Raw genomic sequence first — 18430 nt, 5'->3', positions numbered from 1 at the left:
ACCGATATTACCGGGAAAAAAAAAACTTTTTCACATGGTAACAAATTGAAAAAACTACAATGAAAAGGGTTGTTCTCTACCGCCACTACCAACAACTAAAACTTTCACTGTCATCTCAAATTCCTTGCGTAAATACCGTTGTTAATTTTAGCGGAAATATATCCTTTTCCTTCACTAGAAGAACATTTTTGATAGTAATAATCTATAGAGGCTTTGTAATAGAATTTACGACTCTTAATTAAGATTATTTCTTTTTCCTGACAGTTAAAAGATATTTTCATAATGTTTACTTATTAAGTAGCACTGAAAGGTGATCAAGATTGAATAAAAAATTATTGACAATAAGGAGTAATATCTTCCCCTATTTCACAAAGAAAAGATAACGCACGAAAGCGTAAAATCATTAAATCTTCATAAAAAGGATTCAGTTTACATAGAGGCGGAATTTTTCCTAGATATAAGTTAAACAGCCTAATTTCTTTAGCAAAAGGACATTGATTGGGAATTAAACGAACAATTTTTTTTGCTGTTTCTTTTTCTTTAATTTCTAATTTTTCTAGTTTTATTTTAATAATTTTTAGAGGAGACAAAAAGGTTTTGTTGATTACATTATTAATTTTTAACATTGTGGAATCTTTTTATTGATAATTTTTACTTAACTATAATTAGTTTACTTATAAATAAAAAATATAACAACTCACTATTTATATAAATATCTTTTATATAAGATAAGGTTAACTGAAGAGGTAGGCTTAGCTGAAGGGTAAACAAATTAATCCTGACTTGAAATACCTTACCCTTACAATTAAATTTAGCAAACCTTAATTAAAATACCTTCCACCAACGACGACTACCATCAGGAAAAGTAGTAGTCCAATTTACCTTTGCATCTTTTAATTGTTGTTGATTAATTTTAGCATTTTTGAGATTAGCACCACATAAATTAGTATTAGTTAAATTTGCATTGGTAAAATCAGCACTACTCAAATTTGCACCTTTAAAATCGGCATTTTCTAAATTACTTTTGGAAAAATAAGTTTGAGTAAGATTAGCATTATTAAAATTAGCATTACTTAAATCTGCACCATAAAAATTAGCCTGAGATAAATTAGCTTCTGTAAAAATAATTCTTTGTAATTGAGCATAACGAAAAATACATTTATTTAATTTACTTCTTTCTAAATTTAAACCTTGTAAATCCTGATCACTAAAATCTTTTTTCCCATTATTAAAAGCAGTTAAAAATTTATCTTCATCCCATTTTAACGAAATATTTTTCGGTTTATTTTCTCGTCTTTGTTGAATAGCTTTTTGGATTTTTTCTGTAGCTGAAAAGGTATTAGTTAATTGAGTATTGTTTATGTCAGTAACAGTAGAATCTCCTTGAATATCACTAAGTTTAATTTCTTTAGGAGTTTGAATACTGGTAATATTTTGGCTTAAACTTTGTTGAAAAGGTTGGATATTAAGAACTTCAATTAACTCATCCATAGTTTTATAACGTTGACGGGTATCTTGGGCTAACATTTTTTGAATAACCTTTACTAAACCACTACTAATATTAACATCTTGTTGCCAAAGTAACTGCCCTGTATCAGGATCAATATTAAAATTCTTCGGAGATTTACCCGTTACTAGATAAACACAAGTTGCTCCTAAAGCATAAATATCACTAGAATATACCGGACGCATAGCTAACTGCTCAGGGGGAGCATAACCCATTGTACCCACAGAAAACTTTGTTAAAGCTGTGTTTCCCATTGTTTTAGCTAATTGAGTATTTACTTGATCTTTTACCGCTCCAAAATCTATTAATACTAATTTACCATCCTTTTTCTGGCGTAAAATATTAGCCGGTTTAATATCTCGATGAATAACTTTTTCTGAATGAAGATATTTAAGAATAGGGGAAATTTCCTCTAAAAACCTTCTTAAAGCAATTTCTCCATAAACTCCCTGAGTTTTCACTTCTCGCTGTAAATTTTGACCGTTAATCAATTCTTGAATCAGATAAAATTGTTCTTGATCTGTAAAATAATCCATCAACTTTGGTATTTGAGGATGATTAATTTTACCTAAAGTTTTGGCTTCCCTCTCAAATAAACTAACCGCAGTTTTAAATGCTTGAGGATCATCTGTCAGAGGACGTAATTGTTTCACTACACACAAAGGATCACCCACGACTGTTAAATCAACACCCACAAAAGTTGCCCCAAAACCACCTTTACCTAACATTTTGATCACTCGATAGCGATTATTTAAAATTAAACTAGAGCCACAATTATTACACTTCTTTAATTTAGGGTGATTTTTCGGTTCAGAACAATTAGGGTTAACACAGTAACTAATAATCATCGTTTTGTCATCAATTTCTCGATAAAGTGATTTTGTGAGATTTAAGAAAAAGGTGGATAAGAGGAGGATACTAGGGGAGATAGGAAGGCTAGGAGAAGAGGAGAGCCGGAGAAGAGATAAAATTTCTAAATTCTAAATTCTAAATTCCTCATTAATTACCACCATCTTCTTTTACCATCAGGAAAAACTGTGCGCCAATTAGTTTTAGCCGTTTTAAGTTGTTCATCATCGACTTTTGCATCCTTGAGAATTGCTCCGGCTAAATTAGCATCTTTTAAAATAGCACTATTAAGATTCGCCCCCGTTAAATCTGCACCTTGTAAATCGGCATTTTTCAAATTAGCTTTATATAATTCCGCTCTTTGTAAATTAGCTTCTTTAAGATTTGCTTGGGCTAGATTAGCATTATAATAATTAGTTCGATAAAGATTCGCTTTTTGTAGATTTACCCCAATTAGTTTACTTTGAGAAAAACTTGCCCCTGACAATTTTAAACCTTCTAAATCTAATTCGCTTAAAATCTGTTGAGAAAAATTACGGTTTCCCTTGCGATAATCTTGAGTTATTGTTTCTGGAGTTAATTGTAATTTAGATTGACTTGAGGAAGAAACATTAAGTTGACTTCTTGAGGATGGAGTATTACCGCTTAACTTTTCCTTTCTTTTTCTAATGGCGTCTGCCAAATTTTGAGAAGTTGAACTCGCAATAGTAATATCTTCATCATCGTCATTTGATTCTTTACTGGTACTTAAATTAACCATGCTTCCTGCTAATTCTTGTTCATAAGGCACTAAATCTAAAGCTTTGATCACATCATCCGCTGAGACATAACGTTTACGAACATCCAACTCCAGCATTTTATTCAAAACTTTCGCAAAATTAGCACTGACATTAGTATATTTTTCCCATTCTAATTCCCCCGTTGTGTTATCACATAAATCTTTTGGTGCTTTTCCCGTCAATAAAAAAATGCAAGTAGCCGCTAAAGCGTAAATATCACTAGAATATACTGGACGCATGGCTAACTGCTCTGGCGGTGCAAATCCCATTGTACCTACAGATATTTTAGTAAAGGCACTTTGAGGGTTTTGATTCATTAACTGAGTGTTAGCCTGTTCTTTTACAGCCCCAAAGTCAATTAAAAATAATTTGTTCGTTTCCTTTTCCCGTAAAATATTTCCTGGTTTTATATCTCTATGGATAACTTTCTGAGAGTGAATATATTTTAGAACGGGTAATATATTACGAAGAAACTGCTTCGCCGAACTTTCCTGATAAACACTACCTTTTTTAATTTCCTTTTCTAAATCTTTCCCTAAGATAAAATCTTGAATTAGATAAAATTGATCATTTTCTTCAAAATAATCTAAGAGTTTTGGTATTTGGGCATGATCTAACTTAGCAAGAGTTTTCGCTTCCCTCGCAAATAAATCTAAAGCTGTGCGGTGAGATTCAGGATTAGCCGTACCAAGTTCTAATTGTTTTACCACACAATAACGATTTTTTTGAACCATGTCCACGGCTAAATAAGTTGTCCCAAACCCCCCCCTACCAATTTTTTTGATAGCCACATAGCGTCTATGAAGCACCAGATTTGACTGACAACTCCGACACTTTTTTGTTCTCGTATCATTTTTGGGATCTTCACAATGGGGGTTGAGGCAATAAATAACACTCATTCACTTTCCTTTCAACCGTGAGGTAATTTTGATTATTCATCAAGAGGTAATTATAGTGTATCTTAATTTTTCAACACCAATAACCACTTTACCTAAAGTTTATCAAAAAATATTGAACTAAGAAATTAGAAATTAAGAATAAACAAAGGATTTAAACCTCTTGTTAGGAATAATATATTTTACCGGAGATTTTTAAATATGTTAGAAGATCTAAGTATTACGTCTCAACCATTACTTCCTACTTAATTTCCTCTTCACTCCAATCAATTTCTCCCGCCTCATTTTCTCCATTATGATTAGTAGATGAGTTCTCATTTTCCTCCTCTAACCATTCTTCCCAATCATCATTCACTTCTAAACTCGGAGAATCACTTTCCAAATCTGGATTTATCCCCGCTTCATCCGTGATAATTTCTTCTTCTGGCATTTCGATAAAATCGTCCCAATTTTCTTCTACCACTTCAGTTTCTTCTTTCTCCTCATCCATAAAGATTTCTTCTTCAGCAACAATACCTAAATCTAATGGCATATCATCAAAATTTTCTGATTCATCACCATCATTTACTGATTCTGGTATTTCGTTTTCTATCTCATCAATCCAATTTTCACCATCATTTTCGCTGGTTTCTTCATCTTCTTGATTTTCTTCATAATTAAAAGAATTTTCAGTAACATAATTATTTTCAAGAATATTTAAATTATCTGTAAAATTATCCTCTTTTATCCCATTTTCTTCTATCGATAAAGGCAATAACTTTTCAGAGGACTCTTGAATAAAAGACTTTATTTCTAGTGAATTTCCTGCAATAATTTGTAAAATTTTAACTAAAGTTTCCCTATTTTTATCCCAAGTTTCATAAGCATTTTTGACTTGTTTTTGATGAAATTTTAGGACACTATTATCATCAGAAACCAGACTTTTATCACTTATTTTAGTAGTTAATCCTTTTAATAAATTAATTTTCGTTTCAATATTTCCTATTTTATCTTTTCCTTTAGCAGTAGTAGTTAACTTCAGTTTTAAGCTATTACTTAAACCCACTAAAAGAATTTGTTGTAATTTTTTCTTTTCTAATAATTCCTTTATATCTTCATGATTACTCATTATTTTTATTCCTTAATTTATTTATTTTTTAACAATTTTACTAACTTTAAATATACCCTAACAATTATTAGCAGATACAAACAAAAAATTGAAGTACCTTTTTAAAAAAGAGATTTAGAGAATCAAATCATACTTCATAACTTTGATCGATCATTCATTGCTACAATATAAGTAATTAACTTAATTTATCTATATTTTCTTGCAATAAATTAAACATTTTTTGTAAACTTTGGGCATTTTGTAAAATTTTTTCGTGAGCTTTATCTACTTCTTGAAAGTGTAAATGTTCAACACTATTATCCCCTAATTCATTATCAATTTCATTTTGTAATAAATCAATAAAAGTTCGACAAGATGCTAAGGGAGAGTTATACTGATCATTAGTAATGGTAACTATTTCTATTTTCATTACCTCTGACATCGCCATCGCCATCGCCTCTTCAATTTCTCCATGTCTAATTTTGGCTTTTACTTCTTCTATTTTGCTCATGATTTACATTACCTTAAATTTTTTCTTTCAATTAGCTTAACTCAAATTGTCTGTAACAACTTACCAAAAATCTGTGACCTGAAAGTTTAAATCTGCTAACATATTTCGTAATAAAGGTAAACTTAACCCAATTACATTACTATGACAACCGATAATTTTATCAATGAAAACTCCCCCTTTACCTTCTAAAGCAAAACTACCAGCACATTTCAAAGGCTCTTGTGTCCCTACATAGGCTTTAATAGTAAAGTCATCAATATCAGCGAAATATACCTCCGTAATGCCACAATTAATGATTTTTTCTTGGGTATTAGTGTTAATTAAAGCATGACCTGTATATAATTTACCCATTTTTCCTCTCATTTTTTGCCAACGGGCGATCGCCATTTCAGGATTTTCAGGTTTACCATAAATTTCATCTTCCATTTCTAACACAGAATCGCAGCCTAAAATTAAAGCTGAAGAATAAAGACTTGCAATAATTTCCGCTTTTTTCCATGCCAAAGTATTGACTAAATCAACAACATCTGTTACAGTAATTTGAGACTCATCATAATCACTACTATGAACAATAGGTTCAATACCAATCATTTTTAACAGTTTTAAACGAGCGGGAGAAGCCGAAGCCAAGACAAATTTAGTCATAAAATCAGTTAATTAGCAAAAGTTTTTCGTCAGAAGGATTTTTCTCGCAAAGACACAAAGAAAAGTTGCAAAGGGTTTTTTGTCTTGTTAAGAAAGGTTAAAAGATTTCGTTACTGTTTTGAATAAATCTCCCACATTTTGCCATCGAGATTCTGTGGTGGAAATGTTAAACGTATATAGTTTTCCGTTTTTTGTCGCCACACTGGCTAAGTTATGACGATATTCATTATTTGATAATTTGACTTTATATTCTAGTAAGTAATAATCTTGTAAATTTTGTTCTCTTTTTTCCGCAGAAATTAATTCGGCTTCCCTTCCATTGCTAGAATCTTGGTTAACCATTTTCATAAACCGATAACCGACATCCGTAGGAGTGCCTAAATCTGCTAAATTTTTCTTTGAATCTATTTTACTCACAATTACGCTTAAATTTTCACTAGGTTCCAGAAAATCTTTAAAAACTACATCTACCCCCTCACTAACATTTTTTACATCTACCAACATCCAACCATTAGGATATAAAAATTGATAACCGTCTATACCGTCAACATAAGCTTGTAAACCACTAAGTGCAGATGAACAAGAAGTCAAAGTAATGCTAAAAATAATTAATATGATCGAGATAAAAGATTTTAACATATATAGTTTAAAAGTAGTTGACTTCCTAATTATCTCATGAACTGAAGATCTTTCTTGTATCTTATTTCCAATTTTACTTATGTTATGTTATTTCTAATCATTTCTTTTTACACCGATAAATTTAGAATTACTAACTAGATTAACTTATTTAATCCACATTAATAAATTAATGAACCATCAATATTCTCTTAGTAGTAATAATAGTTTAAGCAAAACAATCCATGGGCTTAAGACTTCTAATCAACAGGTAATTTTAACAATTTTAGAAACCATTATTCATCATCCTTTATTAACTTCAGAAATTGATAAAAGAAAACAAGAAAAAGTTATTTATCGTCTTAACTATAATTATAAGTTAGAGATATTTATTACTCATATTCTTCACCATCAAGAAAATATAGTTAAATTTCTCAATATTTTTGATAAAAGTAAACTTAAAAGAATTATAGTCTTTAAAGAAGGACTTTCAGTCAAGATAATTGATATTGATATTAATATTAATCGAGAACATAATTTAATCAATACCGAAATTATCCATAACTTTAGAAGCAGAGAAAATTTAAAAATACAACCTGAAGATTTTGACATCCAGTTTAACGACTTTTTTTGTCAGAGTTTACAAAGTTTAAATATTTTCGTTACTAATCCTCAAAAACTTTTACTCTCCTCAGAAGAAATTGATAACATCAAAAAACCTTTACCTTTACTTTTGCACGGATTTAACAACACTGGAAAAACCACAGTATCTTTAATCAAAGCTATACAAGCCAGTAAAACTAATCCAGAAGGAAAAATCCTTTATCTTACTCATACTCTAAATAATAAATATCAAACTCAGTATCCATCTCAACCATTATTGAAAGGAGAAAAGATTGATAACTTCATTATCCGTGACTTTATTTATTTTATTCGTAAATTTGCTCAAGATAATCATCTTTTACAAGATAACAGATTTCTCAGAAGTAAAGAAATTACTTATACTGACTTTAAGTTTAAGTTTTTAGCTAATCAAGAAATAGAAGATATTGAATCATCTCATTTATGGCACGAAATTTATTATCTTATCAAAGGAAATGGTAGTTATACCAAGAATACTTATAATTTAATTTCCTTAGAAAATTATCAACAACAAATTCAACAATATACTTTTTTATCTCCAGAAATTAACCCTAAACAAATTTATCAATTAGCGGTTAAATATCAACAATGGTTAACTCAATATAACTACTGGGATGAAATAGATTTAAGTAACTATATTTTAGAAAATATACCTCATAATTTTAGCGGAATTTATGCTCAAGTTTATTGTGATAACGCCCATAAATTTAATGACATAGCTTTACAATTAATTCTCACTTTAACCCAAAAATCTGACGAGAAAAATTTAATCAATAATTTTTGTTTTACCTACGATAGTCAAAAATCTATTTATGACTGTGCAACTTTTGTCAAAAAAATTCAAAAAATTGTCTCCTCTGATAATAACTCAACTATCCATGAAGGAAAATTAACCTTTAACTTAATTGCTAATCAAAACTTAATCAATTTTAGTCACGGGTTATTAAATTTAGAGTTAGAGAAAAAATCAAAAAGTAAAGATATTCTCAAAAATAATCGTATTCTTCCACAAAATACTAACTGCTTTTCGATTATTTCTCCCGAATCAAAGTTATTGAATTTAGGCATAAATTTTGGTTTAGATAAATGTATTATTGTTACTAATAGTCAAGAAAAGGAAAAGTTACTCAATATTTTTAAAGCCCGTCAAGAAGTTTCTAATAGTCGCATTCTAACTATTACCGAAATTGATGGTTTAAAATTTAATGAAATTATCCTTTGGAATTTTTTTAGCTATTTTAACAATATCAAATATCATAGTCTGACAACGGATTTATTAAAAAAATACTTATATCTTTGTTTAGGATGTGTCAAAGAAAAAATTTACTGCTATGAAACAAGTTTAAATATTGGAGAAAACTATCCTAATTTAGAAGATTACTTAACTAAAGGTAATCTTGAAATTTTAGAAGGCTTTTTTACCCTTTCTCTTGATGAGAATATTAACACTATCGCTCAATTTTATCATCATCAAGGTGCATGGAAACAGGCTTATGAATCTTATTGGCAGATAAAAAATTATCAAAAAGCAAAACTTATTCAACCTTACATTGCTGAAAGTGAAGGTAACTGGGGAAAAGCCGGAGATTTATGGAATATTTTAGAAAAATGGCAAAAAGCAGTTAACTGTTGGCAGGAAATAGACGATAATTTATGGTTAAAAAAATGGCGAAATTTGACTCCTTTACAGTGGCAGGAAAAAGCAAGATATTTTCAACAACATCATCATTATGATTTAGCTAGTATTTGTTATCAACAAGCTGAAGATACAGAAAATTATTTACAATGTTTAAAACTTAATCAAGAATGGGAAAAAGCCGGAGATGAATATAAAAAACAAGGCAAAGATGAAGCGGCAGAAAAATCTTACTTAATGGCAGAAAAAATTTATCGTCAAACTGGTGATTTATCTCGTTGTCGTTTGATGTGGGAAAAACAAAAAGCATGGGAAAAAACTGCCCTAATTAGGGAGGAAGAAAACCAATGGGAAAAAGCGGCTACCCTATGGGAAAAAATTGAAAAATGGGAAAATGCCGCTATTTGTTATCAAAAAAATTCTCAATGGGAAAAAGCCGAAAATTGTTGGCGAAAATTAAATAATTGGGAAAATATCGCCTTATGTTGTCAGGCACAAGAAAAATGGCAAGAATCAGCAAAAATTTGGCAAAAATTACAGCAATGGCAAAAAGCCGCTGAAAATTATTTAAAAATTCCCCAACTTCCTCAAGCTGCTGAAAGTTACCAACGAGGAATGTATTGGCAAGAAGCAGAAACTTGTTGGCGTCAACTTAATCATCTACCCAATATCGCTACTTGTTGTGAATCTCAACATAAATGGCAATCCGCCGCACAAATTTGGCAACAGTTAGAAAATTGGCAAAAAGCAGGTTACGCATGGGAAATGACGAGAGAGATAAAAAAAGCAGCTTTTTGTTATGAAAAAGGAAAACTTTGGTCAAAAGCAGAAGAATGTTGGCTAAACTTAAAAAATTGGGAAAGACTTGCCCTTATTTATCAAAAAACAGGAGAATGGGAAAAAGCAGGGAAAGCATGGTTAAAAATAGACGAAAAAAAATCTGCAGCGAAATGTTACTCTCAAGGAAAATTATGGAGTTTAGCCGAAAAATTATGGCGAGAATTAAAAAATTGGCAAGAAGTCGCCTTTTGTTGTTATCAACAGCAAGATTATGAAACTGCCGCTAATCTTTGGCAAAAATTACAGCAATTTTCCTCTGCTGGAAAAGCATGGCAAAAATTAGAAGCATATTCTCAAGCCGGTGAGTGTTATGAAAAAGTAGAAGAATGGCAATTAGCAGAATTTTGTTGGCGTAAACTTCAAGACTGGGAAAAAGTCGCTATAGCTTGTCAAAAACAACATCACTGGCAAAAGTCTGCTGATATTTGGTTACAGTTAGGAAAATTATCTAATGCTTCCCTTGACTATGAATTAGCACAAAATTGGCAAAAAGCAGAAGATTGTTGGCGACAATTACAACAATGGGTTAACGTTGCCATTATGTGTGAAAGACAAGAAAAATGGTTAGAAGCCGCACAAACTTGGCACAAAGTTAAACCAGAAGAGAAAGCTGCTTGGTGTTATGAAAAAGTCGAAGCATGGCAAGAAGCTGAAAACTGTTGGCGTAAATTAGAAAATTGGCAAAAAGTTGCTATCCTCTGCGAAAAACAGCAAAAATGGCCAGATTCTGCTAAACTTTGGCAAGAATTAAATCAATGGCAAAAAGCAGCTACCCTATGGGAAAAAATTAATCGATTAGATTCGGCGGCTATTTGTTACGAAAATGCAGAAAATTGGCAAAAAACTGAAGAATGTTGGCATAAATTAAAAAACTGGCAAAAATTAGCTGAAGTTTACGAAAAACAAAATAAGTGGGAATTGGCTTCTCAGTTGTGGGAAAAACAACAGACATGGGAAAAAGCCGCTTCTTCTTGGTTAAAAATAGATAAAGTCGAAAAAGCCGGTAACTGTTATGAAAAAGTTGAAAATTGGCAAAAAGCCGAAGAGTGTTGGCGTAAATTAGAAAATTGGCAAAAATTAGCTGAAGTTTACGAAAAACAAGAGACATGGGAAAAAGCCGCTTCTTCTTGGTTAAAAATAGATAAAGTCGAAAAAGCCGGTAACTGTTACGAAAAAATTGAAAATTGGCAAAAAGCCGAAGAGTGTTGGTTACTTATGGGTAACTGGGAAAAAGCCGCTATCATGGCTGAAAAACAATACAAATGGGAAACCGCCGCCCATATCTGGCAAACCCAACAACAGTGGCAAAAAGCTGCACTAATTTGGTTACAAATTCCTGAGTTAGATAAAGCTGCTGTTTGTTATCAACAAGGAGAATTTTGGGATTTAGCAGAAAACCTTTGGCGACAACTTGAAGACTGGGAAAAAGTTGCTTTTACCTGTGAAAAACAAAACCAATTAGATAAAGCCGCCTTCGCTTACATTCTTCTTAATAATTATCAACAAGCAGGAGAAATTTATGAAAAGATAAAACTCTACTCAGAAGCTGAAAACTGTTGGCGACAAATACAAAATTGGCAAAGAGTTGCTTTAATTTGTGAAAAACAATCTAAATGGGAAAAAGCCGCCCAAGCATGGGAATTGATTTGTGAGTGGGAAAAAGCCGCCTTAGCTTATCAAAATGCTCAATTATGGCAGAAAAATGCTGATTGTTGGCATAATTTGTCTCGATATGATATGGTAGCCATTGCCTATCAACAACAAAAACAATGGCAAAAAGCCGCACAAACTTGGTTATTAAGTGATGTTAAAGACAACATTATTAAAGCTGCCCTTTGTTATGAACAAGGATTATACTGGTCATTAGCTGAAGAATGTTGGCGTAAAATATCTCAATGGGACAAAATTGCCTATACTTGTGAACAACAAGGTGAAAGTAAATGGGATAATGCTGTCGAAGCGTGGCAGTTAGCCGGAAATAAACTCAAAGCCGCTAATTTACTTAGAAAAATGGGTAAATGGAAACAAGCCGCTTTAATGTTAGCTAATCGAATTTAGCTTACACTTCTTTCGTAACTTAGTTAACAACTAATAAATTGATTGTTATATATTTGTTTTGTAATCTGTTTTTTTCTCCTACTATTCTAGTCTTAAGAGTCTTCTAGTCTTTTAGTTTTTTAATAATTTCTTCTTCCTTATTTTTATTATTTAATCAAAAATTCAGGAAAATATCAGCTTATTAAGATTTAATGGAAAATAGTTCGACAATTATTTATTAAATATCATCCCTCTTTATTCCCTAAATAATGCTAAGAAAAATTACCTCTAATCTTTCTACCCTAAAAACTATTGACTTTAATTCTTTAAAATTTCGTTTAACTTTAGGTGTCGCATTACTTTCAACTTTGGCTTTAGGTAGTGTTGCTTTATGGATGAATTGGAAAATGCAAAATTTGTTAATCATGACTCATAAACAAACTGTTAATTCTATTGCAAATCGTTTTCCCCATGATGTCGAAATTTATAGTGAAATGGTATCTTTAGAGGTAGGTATTCAAAAAACTATCAACAATTTATCCAATTATAAAAATATTTTTTGGTTTAAAAATAACCATAATCATATTATTGCTCAATCTAGTTACTTTTACCCTCAATTAGCTACTTTTAATTATATTTCTTCCCATCCTCAAGTTATCATTATTGCTGAAAATTATTGGCTTATTTGCGGTATTCCTTTTCAACGAAATCAGCACTTAATTGGTTATTTATATATCGCCCAAAATATTACTAATGAACAAATTTTATTTACCTATTTAATTCGCACTTTAACTATTACTACTATTCTCGCTATTACTATTATGATTACGGCGATCGCCTGTTATATTTCTTATTCTTTAAAACCCTTAGAAAAAATTTGTAATGTAGCCCAAAATATCTCCGCAGATAAATTAAAAGAAGTCTCAATTAACTTTAATAATAGCCCTAGTGAAGTCAAAAAATTAGCTCAAACATTAGAAAAAATGTTGATGAGATTAGGAGAAACTTGGGAAAATCAACAACAATTATTAAATAATGTTTCTCATGAATTAAGGACACCTTTAACTATTGTATCAGGTTATTTACAAAGTACTCTCAGACGAGGAGAAAATCTTACTTTAATACAAAAAGAAGCCTTATCTGTTGCTGTATCAGAAGCCAATCGCACCGTACAATTATTAGAAGATTTATTAGATTTAGCTAGGGCTGATAATGGTAATATTCAGATGGAATTAGAAATAGTTATAGTCAATGATCTCATTCGAGAAATTATCAGTATGGCTCAACAATATCGTACCAGAAATATTCTCTTAACGGAAGAATATAATAACATCTCTATTAAAGTTGATCGCAACAGATTTAAACAAATTTGTCTCAATTTAATTGATAATGCTATCAAATATTCCCCTGAAAATACGGATATTCATATTATCTTAAAACAACATAAATCAGCTATAATTGAAATTCATGATCAAGGAATTGGTATTCCTTTAGCCTTACAAAATAGAATTTTTGAGCGTTTTTATCGAGTGGATGAAGCGAGAAATCGAGATACCGGAGGCACTGGTTTAGGATTAGCTATAGTTAAAAGTTTAGTTACTACCATGAATGGTAAAATCAACTTAATTTCTCAACCTGACAAAGGGAGTATTTTTACCCTTACTTTTCCTTTATTCGAGTAAATTTCTCTCCTCATCAATAATTACTTATCCCTTAATTTTATTTTCTCTTGAAAGTTAAGTTATATCCCCGTAATGGTAACAATTAGAGTTAGCTGGAATAGTCAAAAATATGCTAATGTACAATGTAAGTTATATCTAAAAAATAGAAATGAGAAAAACACTTTATATCCCTGATGAATTATGGGAGCAATTAAGTAGTTACTTGCAAAAACATCCCGAAGAAAATGTTTCTAGCGTAGTGCAAGAGGCATTAAAAGACAAGTTGCGTCCTCGTAACGGTGCAAGGCTATTAGAATTAGCAGGAATAGTCAAAAATGCTCCTGCTGATGCCTCTACTAACAAAAATAATCGCTAATGAAACGATTAGTATTAGATGCAGGACCATTAATAGCTTTATTATCCCAAAAAGATAATTATCACGATGAAGCTAAACGAGGTTTTAGTCAAATTTCTGTTGCTTTTGGTGAAGTTTTAACGCCATTACCGATATTATTTGAAGTTTATAAATTTGTATCTCGAAATGAATCGGTAAAAATAGCATTGTTTGTGACATTCATCAATTAAGTTTCTATACTTTCCAAGGGCATAACTTGAGTTTGTTGATCTATAAATGGCGATGTCGTAAAAGCTCAGATTATGATCTTGCCGAGTATAATTTTATTTCTTAATTTTTGAGTCCTCAATTGCTAAAAAATAGTCTGAGTATTATTACTTATTGTAAAATCGGGAAGCTTCCTGAAAATCCTTAATCTAAAAAATCTGTTAAAATCTCATCAGGTTCATCTTCTATTTCTTCATTGATCATTAAAGCATGACTTAGTCGATTAAAAGGGCGAGAAACAACATTAGTTTGTAAACTAGCTACTAATTTTTCGATTATGTCTAGTCTATTTTGTAGCTTTTCAATTTGATAATCTTTTGTTTCTAAAATTTTTAATCTTTCACTTAATTCTTGATAGTTCTCTTGCAATCTATTAATATTAAGATTATCTAAATTATACCCTAAATATTGACCAATCACATCGGTAATGAAGTCTGATAAAGATTGTTGTTTTTCTATAGCTAAACTCTCTATCTTTTCACGCCATTCTATCGGTAAATCTAAATTAACATTTACAGATTTATTATTAATGATTTTCTCCCTCATTTATAAAATTAATAAGTCCTAATAATTAATTACTAATTGCTAAATTCATTATTTATTGCTAATTGATAATTGTTAATTGCTAATTAAATTAGAGCTTAACTCATTTTAAATTTACCACCCTTAGCAGGATCTGTCCAATCACAAGAATAACCTTTGGTTTCTGCCACAAATTGATTCCAAGGAATAGCATCCACAGGCCCATTAGTAGCGTAAACTATATCGAATAAACCATCATCTCTAATTTGTCCAATACGCACAGTTTTTGAAATATGATGATTAGGTAACATTTTAACAGGCCCATGGGGGGCTGCAAATTCTTGCCCTATCGCCGCCATTCTCACCTTTTCAATGTCATCCGCACCACCTGCTTTTTCCACAGCCTGTTTCCATAAATATACCATAGTATAAGCCGCTTCCATCGGATCATTTACTACTCTATCTTGACCATATTCTGCCTTAAAAGCATCCACAAACTTCTTATTTTCTGGACTTTCTACGGTTTGAAAATAATTCCAAGCGGCATAATGTCCTTTGAGATATTCTACCCCAATTTGTTGCACTTCTTCTTCGGCGATACTTACTGACATAACAGGAAATTTATCTGGAGTTAAACCAGCCGCTTGAATTTGTTTGAAGAAAGCTACGTTACTATCACCATTAAGACTGTTAAATATTACCCCCCCATTTGGTAATGCCGCTTTAATTTTAGCAATAATGGGCGTAACTTCTGTACTACCTAATGGTAAATAATCTTCTCCAACCACTTTACCACCTTTTGCCGCTAATTGAGCTTTAATAATCGTATTAGCAGTGCGTGGAAATACATAATCTGAACCAACTAAGAAAAATTCTTTCCCTTTATTCTGTAACAACCAATCCACTGCTGGTTCAATTTGTTGATTTGGTGCCGCACCCGTGTAAAATATATTTTTAGAACATTCTTGACCTTCGTATTGTACAGGATACCACAGCATATGATTTTTTGATTCAAAGACTGGTAATACCGCTTTACGACTAGCTGAAGTCCAACATCCAAAAACCGTAGCTACTTTATCTTGATCTATTAGTTTAGTCGCTTTTTCGGTAAAAGTAGGCCAATCTGAGGCACCATCTTCGACTACAGGCTCAATTTGTTTCCCTAACACCCCTCCCGCTGCATTAATTTCTTTAATGGCTAATTTTTCAGCATCCACAACACTGGTTTCACTAATAGCCATTGTACCGCTCAGGGAGTGTAAAATACCTACTTTAATCTTATCACCGGAAGGAGCCGGAGTTTCTGTGGGAGTGGGAGTTTCTGTGGGAGTATTTGTTGCCGTATTATCAGCAGGTGGAGGAGAGTTTCCACAGGCTTTTAATAGTAAACTTGTACCTAATGTGGCTGAACCGTATAAGAGAAATTTTCTTCTTCCTAGTCTGGACATAATCTATTGTTTACTGATTTTTGTTTTAAACTTACTAATACTAAAGATAAGATTAATATTTTTATGTATCGTAATATACAAAATTTTATGTTATATATTAGAAGTAAACAAAAGTATTGAAGACCTTAGCCAATGGAGATCTAATTTTTTGTTAAGATATAATTGTATGTTTCATTTAACCAAAAACAGATATTAGTCAATGAAAAGTAAGTTAATTGTTTTGACATTAATCTGTATTCTTATATCTGGAGTTGCTATTTTTTTTCTTGGAGGAATTAATCCCCAATTATTAGAGAATATTGTCGCTAAATTAGGTATATTTGCCCCTTTTCTTTATATTTTTCTCTACATTTTGGCGACTATCTTACTTTTACCTTCTACTCCTTTAAATATTAGCGGTGGTTTAATTTTTGGTTTTTGGTGGGGGCTTCTTTGGACAGCTATTGGTGCTATCATCGCTTCCATGGTGAGTTTTGTCTATGCCAGATTTTTAGGGAGAAAATGGGTAAAAAAAAGATTTGGTATTCATTTACAAAAATTGGATAAAGAAATCAAACGAGGAGGAATGGGATATATTTTTGCTATTCGTTTATTGCCTTTGATTCCTTACGGTATTGTTAACTTTGGTGCTGGTTTAACTTCTGTCAGTGAAAAAGATTATTTTCTTGGGACTATTTTTGGTACAATTCCGGGTATTTTGCCCTTTGTCATGATGGGTGCAGGAATTTCCACTATAGAAAAAGGTGATATGGTAACTATTACTCTCTCTTTAGCCTTAACCGGTTTATTGATAGGTGGTGCTACCTTTTATCAAAAAAAAATTTAATAAATTATTTTAACAGAAAAAACGCACAAACCACTCCTCCCAAGCACTACGGCTCAAGAAAAGGTGGCTGTTAATTTTTATCAAAATTTTGGGTTTAAAACCTCGTCCTTCTAGGAAGGCTTTCTATTTCTTAATTTTCAAACCCTAATCCTAGCATTAATCCTAGCATTTTTTTCTAAAGTGTCAAGAATATAACAGTTTGAGAGTTATTAATATTTAATTTACCACAACCTATTTTCCGATTGCTATAGGAGTTTACTTTTAGAGATTTTACTTAAGGAGTAGGAGTAGGCTATAATGAAACATCAAAACTTGATGATAAAATAAGAATGCTAAAAAAAAATAGCTTTGATTCCAGTCAAATAATGTTTCGCACTGATGAATTAATGAGTGCAGCATCAAATCGTTATAAAATAACTGTAGCCGTTGCTAAAAGAGCGAAACAAAGAAGAAAAGAAGATTTTGAAAATATAGAAGAGGTGATGAAACCCGTACTCAGAGCTATTATAGAAATGTCTGATGAAATTACCCAACCTGAAATTATTAGCGATGACTAATATAAAAATATTATGGAGAAGTAAGTGGTTAAATTTATCTTTATTTTTAACTACTTTTATCTTAGTTAGTTATTTTAGTGCTTTTGGTTTTGTTTTGAAATTATTAGGCGAAAATTTTTCCTATTCTCCGATGGTATTTGCCCAAACTATGACTCCTGAAAAGGTAGCCGAAGAAGTATATCAACGAATACCTGACTTGCCACTGCAAAATAATTATATCCGTAGAGAAACTAATCAAATAGCCATAGAAAATACTTTTGTTAGTCGTCTTGTTCGCTATCATCAATATAGCAAAAGTCGGCCGACTATTTTTCGTTTAGATTGGAAGTTAACTTTGGCAGATTATCTCGGTAAAAATGAAATTATTAATGATGATCGTTATCCTGGTAATAATACTTTAACACGAAATCCCCTAGAAGGCGATCGCCAAATTATTGAGACTTTAACCGTGAAACAAAGAAATAATTTAGTCAATGTGTTAGTGAGTATTTATAACCCTAACGCCGAAAATAAACCGAAGGAAAAACCCCAACAAACTCAACAAAATAATAATTCTTCTTCTCCTATTTTGGTGTTACCAACTCCTGGAGGTGCTGATTTATTATCACCTTAATTGATAGTAAGCTAGGAAAATATCTAACTCCTTTGGTGAAGGGAAGAGAGAAGAGTTATCACTTTAATTAAAGGTAGGTTAAATTAAGGAAATAAAACTCAAATTTTTTCAGATTTTAATTGTTAGGGTTACATTTG

The 18430-nt window shown here is 31.4% G+C and carries 17 protein-coding genes; 7 read left to right on the top strand and 10 right to left on the bottom strand.

The features are described from left to right. Positions 1 to 110: 110 nt before the first annotated feature. The 8 genes from FWJ34_RS03745 to psbP all read right to left on the bottom strand — a co-directional run bounded on the left by FWJ34_RS03745 (position 111) and on the right by psbP (position 6913). Positions 111 to 281, bottom strand: a complete 171-nt coding sequence (locus FWJ34_RS03745; protein ID WP_308253991.1) for a hypothetical protein — start codon at positions 279 to 281, stop codon at positions 111 to 113. 51 nt (positions 282 to 332) lie between these two features. Then, a complete protein-coding gene (locus FWJ34_RS03740) occupies positions 333 to 626 on the bottom strand; it encodes a Mo-dependent nitrogenase C-terminal domain-containing protein (RefSeq protein WP_308253990.1) in 294 nt (97 codons plus the stop codon). 199 nt (positions 627 to 825) lie between these two features. Further along, on the bottom strand, positions 826 to 2355 hold the full coding sequence (locus tag FWJ34_RS03735) for a serine/threonine-protein kinase (protein ID WP_308253989.1): 1530 nt from the start codon (positions 2353 to 2355) through the stop codon (positions 826 to 828). A 155-nt stretch (positions 2356 to 2510) separates the two neighbouring features. Then, positions 2511 to 4034 carry a serine/threonine-protein kinase gene (locus tag FWJ34_RS03730; protein WP_308253988.1) on the bottom strand — a complete coding sequence of 508 codons (1524 nt, stop codon included), beginning with the start codon at positions 4032 to 4034 and terminating at the stop codon, positions 2511 to 2513. A gap of 238 nt (positions 4035 to 4272) precedes the next feature. Continuing rightward, positions 4273 to 5139: a hypothetical protein gene (locus FWJ34_RS03725; protein WP_308253987.1), complete on the bottom strand. Its 867-nt coding sequence runs from the start codon at positions 5137 to 5139 to the stop codon at positions 4273 to 4275. 175 nt (positions 5140 to 5314) lie between these two features. Then, entirely contained in the window at positions 5315 to 5629 is a 315-nt protein-coding gene (locus FWJ34_RS03720; protein WP_308253986.1) for a hypothetical protein, read from the bottom strand. A gap of 60 nt (positions 5630 to 5689) precedes the next feature. Then, positions 5690 to 6274: a nucleoside triphosphate pyrophosphatase gene (locus tag FWJ34_RS03715; RefSeq protein WP_308253985.1), complete on the bottom strand. Its 585-nt coding sequence runs from the start codon at positions 6272 to 6274 to the stop codon at positions 5690 to 5692. A gap of 87 nt (positions 6275 to 6361) precedes the next feature. After that, the gene (psbP, locus tag FWJ34_RS03710; RefSeq protein ID WP_308253984.1) at positions 6362 to 6913 is read right to left on the bottom strand and encodes a photosystem II reaction center PsbP; all 552 of its coding nucleotides are present in this window, start codon (positions 6911 to 6913) and stop codon (positions 6362 to 6364) included. 169 nt (positions 6914 to 7082) lie between these two features. Here psbP and FWJ34_RS03705 point away from each other — a divergent pair, with 169 nt between their 5' ends. From FWJ34_RS03705 to FWJ34_RS03690, 4 genes are all read left to right on the top strand, one after another. Continuing rightward, positions 7083 to 12065, top strand: a complete 4983-nt coding sequence (locus FWJ34_RS03705; RefSeq protein WP_308253983.1) for a hypothetical protein — start codon at positions 7083 to 7085, stop codon at positions 12063 to 12065. A gap of 248 nt (positions 12066 to 12313) precedes the next feature. Next, the gene (locus tag FWJ34_RS03700) at positions 12314 to 13726 is read left to right on the top strand and encodes a HAMP domain-containing sensor histidine kinase (protein ID WP_308253982.1); all 1413 of its coding nucleotides are present in this window, start codon (positions 12314 to 12316) and stop codon (positions 13724 to 13726) included. A 148-nt stretch (positions 13727 to 13874) separates the two neighbouring features. Next, entirely contained in the window at positions 13875 to 14081 is a 207-nt protein-coding gene (locus FWJ34_RS03695) for a hypothetical protein (protein WP_308253981.1), read from the top strand. Beyond that, entirely contained in the window at positions 14081 to 14290 is a 210-nt protein-coding gene (locus tag FWJ34_RS03690; protein ID WP_308253980.1) for a hypothetical protein, read from the top strand. The genes FWJ34_RS03695 and FWJ34_RS03690 overlap by 1 nt, the downstream gene beginning before the upstream one ends. A gap of 181 nt (positions 14291 to 14471) precedes the next feature. On the opposite strand, the gene FWJ34_RS03685 is transcribed toward FWJ34_RS03690, so the two are convergent. Further along, complete coding sequence (locus FWJ34_RS03685) at positions 14472 to 14873, bottom strand: hypothetical protein (RefSeq protein ID WP_308253979.1); 402 nt, start codon at positions 14871 to 14873, stop codon at positions 14472 to 14474. A 95-nt stretch (positions 14874 to 14968) separates the two neighbouring features. Then, positions 14969 to 16297: an urea ABC transporter substrate-binding protein gene (urtA, locus tag FWJ34_RS03680; RefSeq protein ID WP_308253978.1), complete on the bottom strand. Its 1329-nt coding sequence runs from the start codon at positions 16295 to 16297 to the stop codon at positions 14969 to 14971. 199 nt (positions 16298 to 16496) lie between these two features. Between urtA and FWJ34_RS03675 the strand changes: the two genes are divergently transcribed. From FWJ34_RS03675 to FWJ34_RS03665, 3 genes are all read left to right on the top strand, one after another. Next, complete coding sequence (locus tag FWJ34_RS03675) at positions 16497 to 17123, top strand: TVP38/TMEM64 family protein (RefSeq protein ID WP_308253977.1); 627 nt, start codon at positions 16497 to 16499, stop codon at positions 17121 to 17123. Positions 17124 to 17452: 329 nt separating this feature from the next. Next, positions 17453 to 17680 (top strand): DNA-directed RNA polymerase subunit omega, encoded by a 228-nt coding sequence (locus FWJ34_RS03670; protein ID WP_308253976.1) that lies wholly within the window; start codon positions 17453 to 17455, stop codon positions 17678 to 17680. Then, positions 17673 to 18293 (top strand): hypothetical protein, encoded by a 621-nt coding sequence (locus FWJ34_RS03665; protein WP_308253975.1) that lies wholly within the window; start codon positions 17673 to 17675, stop codon positions 18291 to 18293. Before FWJ34_RS03670 ends, FWJ34_RS03665 begins: the two co-directional genes overlap by 8 nt. The last annotated feature ends 137 nt before the right edge of the window (positions 18294 to 18430 follow it).

It is taken from the genome of Geminocystis sp. GBBB08 (assembly GCF_016743215.1).
In the GTDB taxonomy this organism is placed as follows: domain Bacteria; phylum Cyanobacteriota; class Cyanobacteriia; order Cyanobacteriales; family Cyanobacteriaceae; genus Geminocystis.
The sequence above is the reverse complement of the archived record's forward strand: the minus strand, read 5'-3'. Positions and strand labels throughout refer to the sequence as shown.

Bases quoted from the DNA above. Each gene is read 5' to 3' on its own strand.
- FWJ34_RS03670 (WP_308253976.1), top strand. From the start codon at position 17,453: ATGCTAAAAAAAAATAGCTTTGATTCCAGTCAAATAATGTTTCGCACT.
- FWJ34_RS03720 (WP_308253986.1), bottom strand. From the start codon at position 5,629: ATGAGCAAAATAGAAGAAGTAAAAGCCAAAATTAGACATGGAGAAATT.
- FWJ34_RS03740 (WP_308253990.1), bottom strand. From the start codon at position 626: ATGTTAAAAATTAATAATGTAATCAACAAAACCTTTTTGTCTCCTCTA.
- FWJ34_RS03700 (WP_308253982.1), top strand. From the start codon at position 12,314: ATGCTAAGAAAAATTACCTCTAATCTTTCTACCCTAAAAACTATTGAC.
- FWJ34_RS03665 (WP_308253975.1), top strand. From the start codon at position 17,673: ATGACTAATATAAAAATATTATGGAGAAGTAAGTGGTTAAATTTATCT.
- FWJ34_RS03690 (WP_308253980.1), top strand. From the start codon at position 14,081: ATGAAACGATTAGTATTAGATGCAGGACCATTAATAGCTTTATTATCC.
- FWJ34_RS03725 (WP_308253987.1), bottom strand. From the start codon at position 5,139: ATGAGTAATCATGAAGATATAAAGGAATTATTAGAAAAGAAAAAATTA.
- FWJ34_RS03735 (WP_308253989.1), bottom strand. From the start codon at position 2,355: ATGATTATTAGTTACTGTGTTAACCCTAATTGTTCTGAACCGAAAAAT.
- FWJ34_RS03715 (WP_308253985.1), bottom strand. From the start codon at position 6,274: ATGACTAAATTTGTCTTGGCTTCGGCTTCTCCCGCTCGTTTAAAACTG.
- FWJ34_RS03730 (WP_308253988.1), bottom strand. From the start codon at position 4,034: ATGAGTGTTATTTATTGCCTCAACCCCCATTGTGAAGATCCCAAAAAT.
- FWJ34_RS03745 (WP_308253991.1), bottom strand. From the start codon at position 281: ATGAAAATATCTTTTAACTGTCAGGAAAAAGAAATAATCTTAATTAAG.
- FWJ34_RS03675 (WP_308253977.1), top strand. From the start codon at position 16,497: ATGAAAAGTAAGTTAATTGTTTTGACATTAATCTGTATTCTTATATCT.
- FWJ34_RS03685 (WP_308253979.1), bottom strand. From the start codon at position 14,873: ATGAGGGAGAAAATCATTAATAATAAATCTGTAAATGTTAATTTAGAT.
- FWJ34_RS03695 (WP_308253981.1), top strand. From the start codon at position 13,875: ATGAGAAAAACACTTTATATCCCTGATGAATTATGGGAGCAATTAAGT.
- psbP (WP_308253984.1), bottom strand. From the start codon at position 6,913: ATGTTAAAATCTTTTATCTCGATCATATTAATTATTTTTAGCATTACT.
- FWJ34_RS03705 (WP_308253983.1), top strand. From the start codon at position 7,083: ATGAACCATCAATATTCTCTTAGTAGTAATAATAGTTTAAGCAAAACA.
- urtA (WP_308253978.1), bottom strand. From the start codon at position 16,297: ATGTCCAGACTAGGAAGAAGAAAATTTCTCTTATACGGTTCAGCCACA.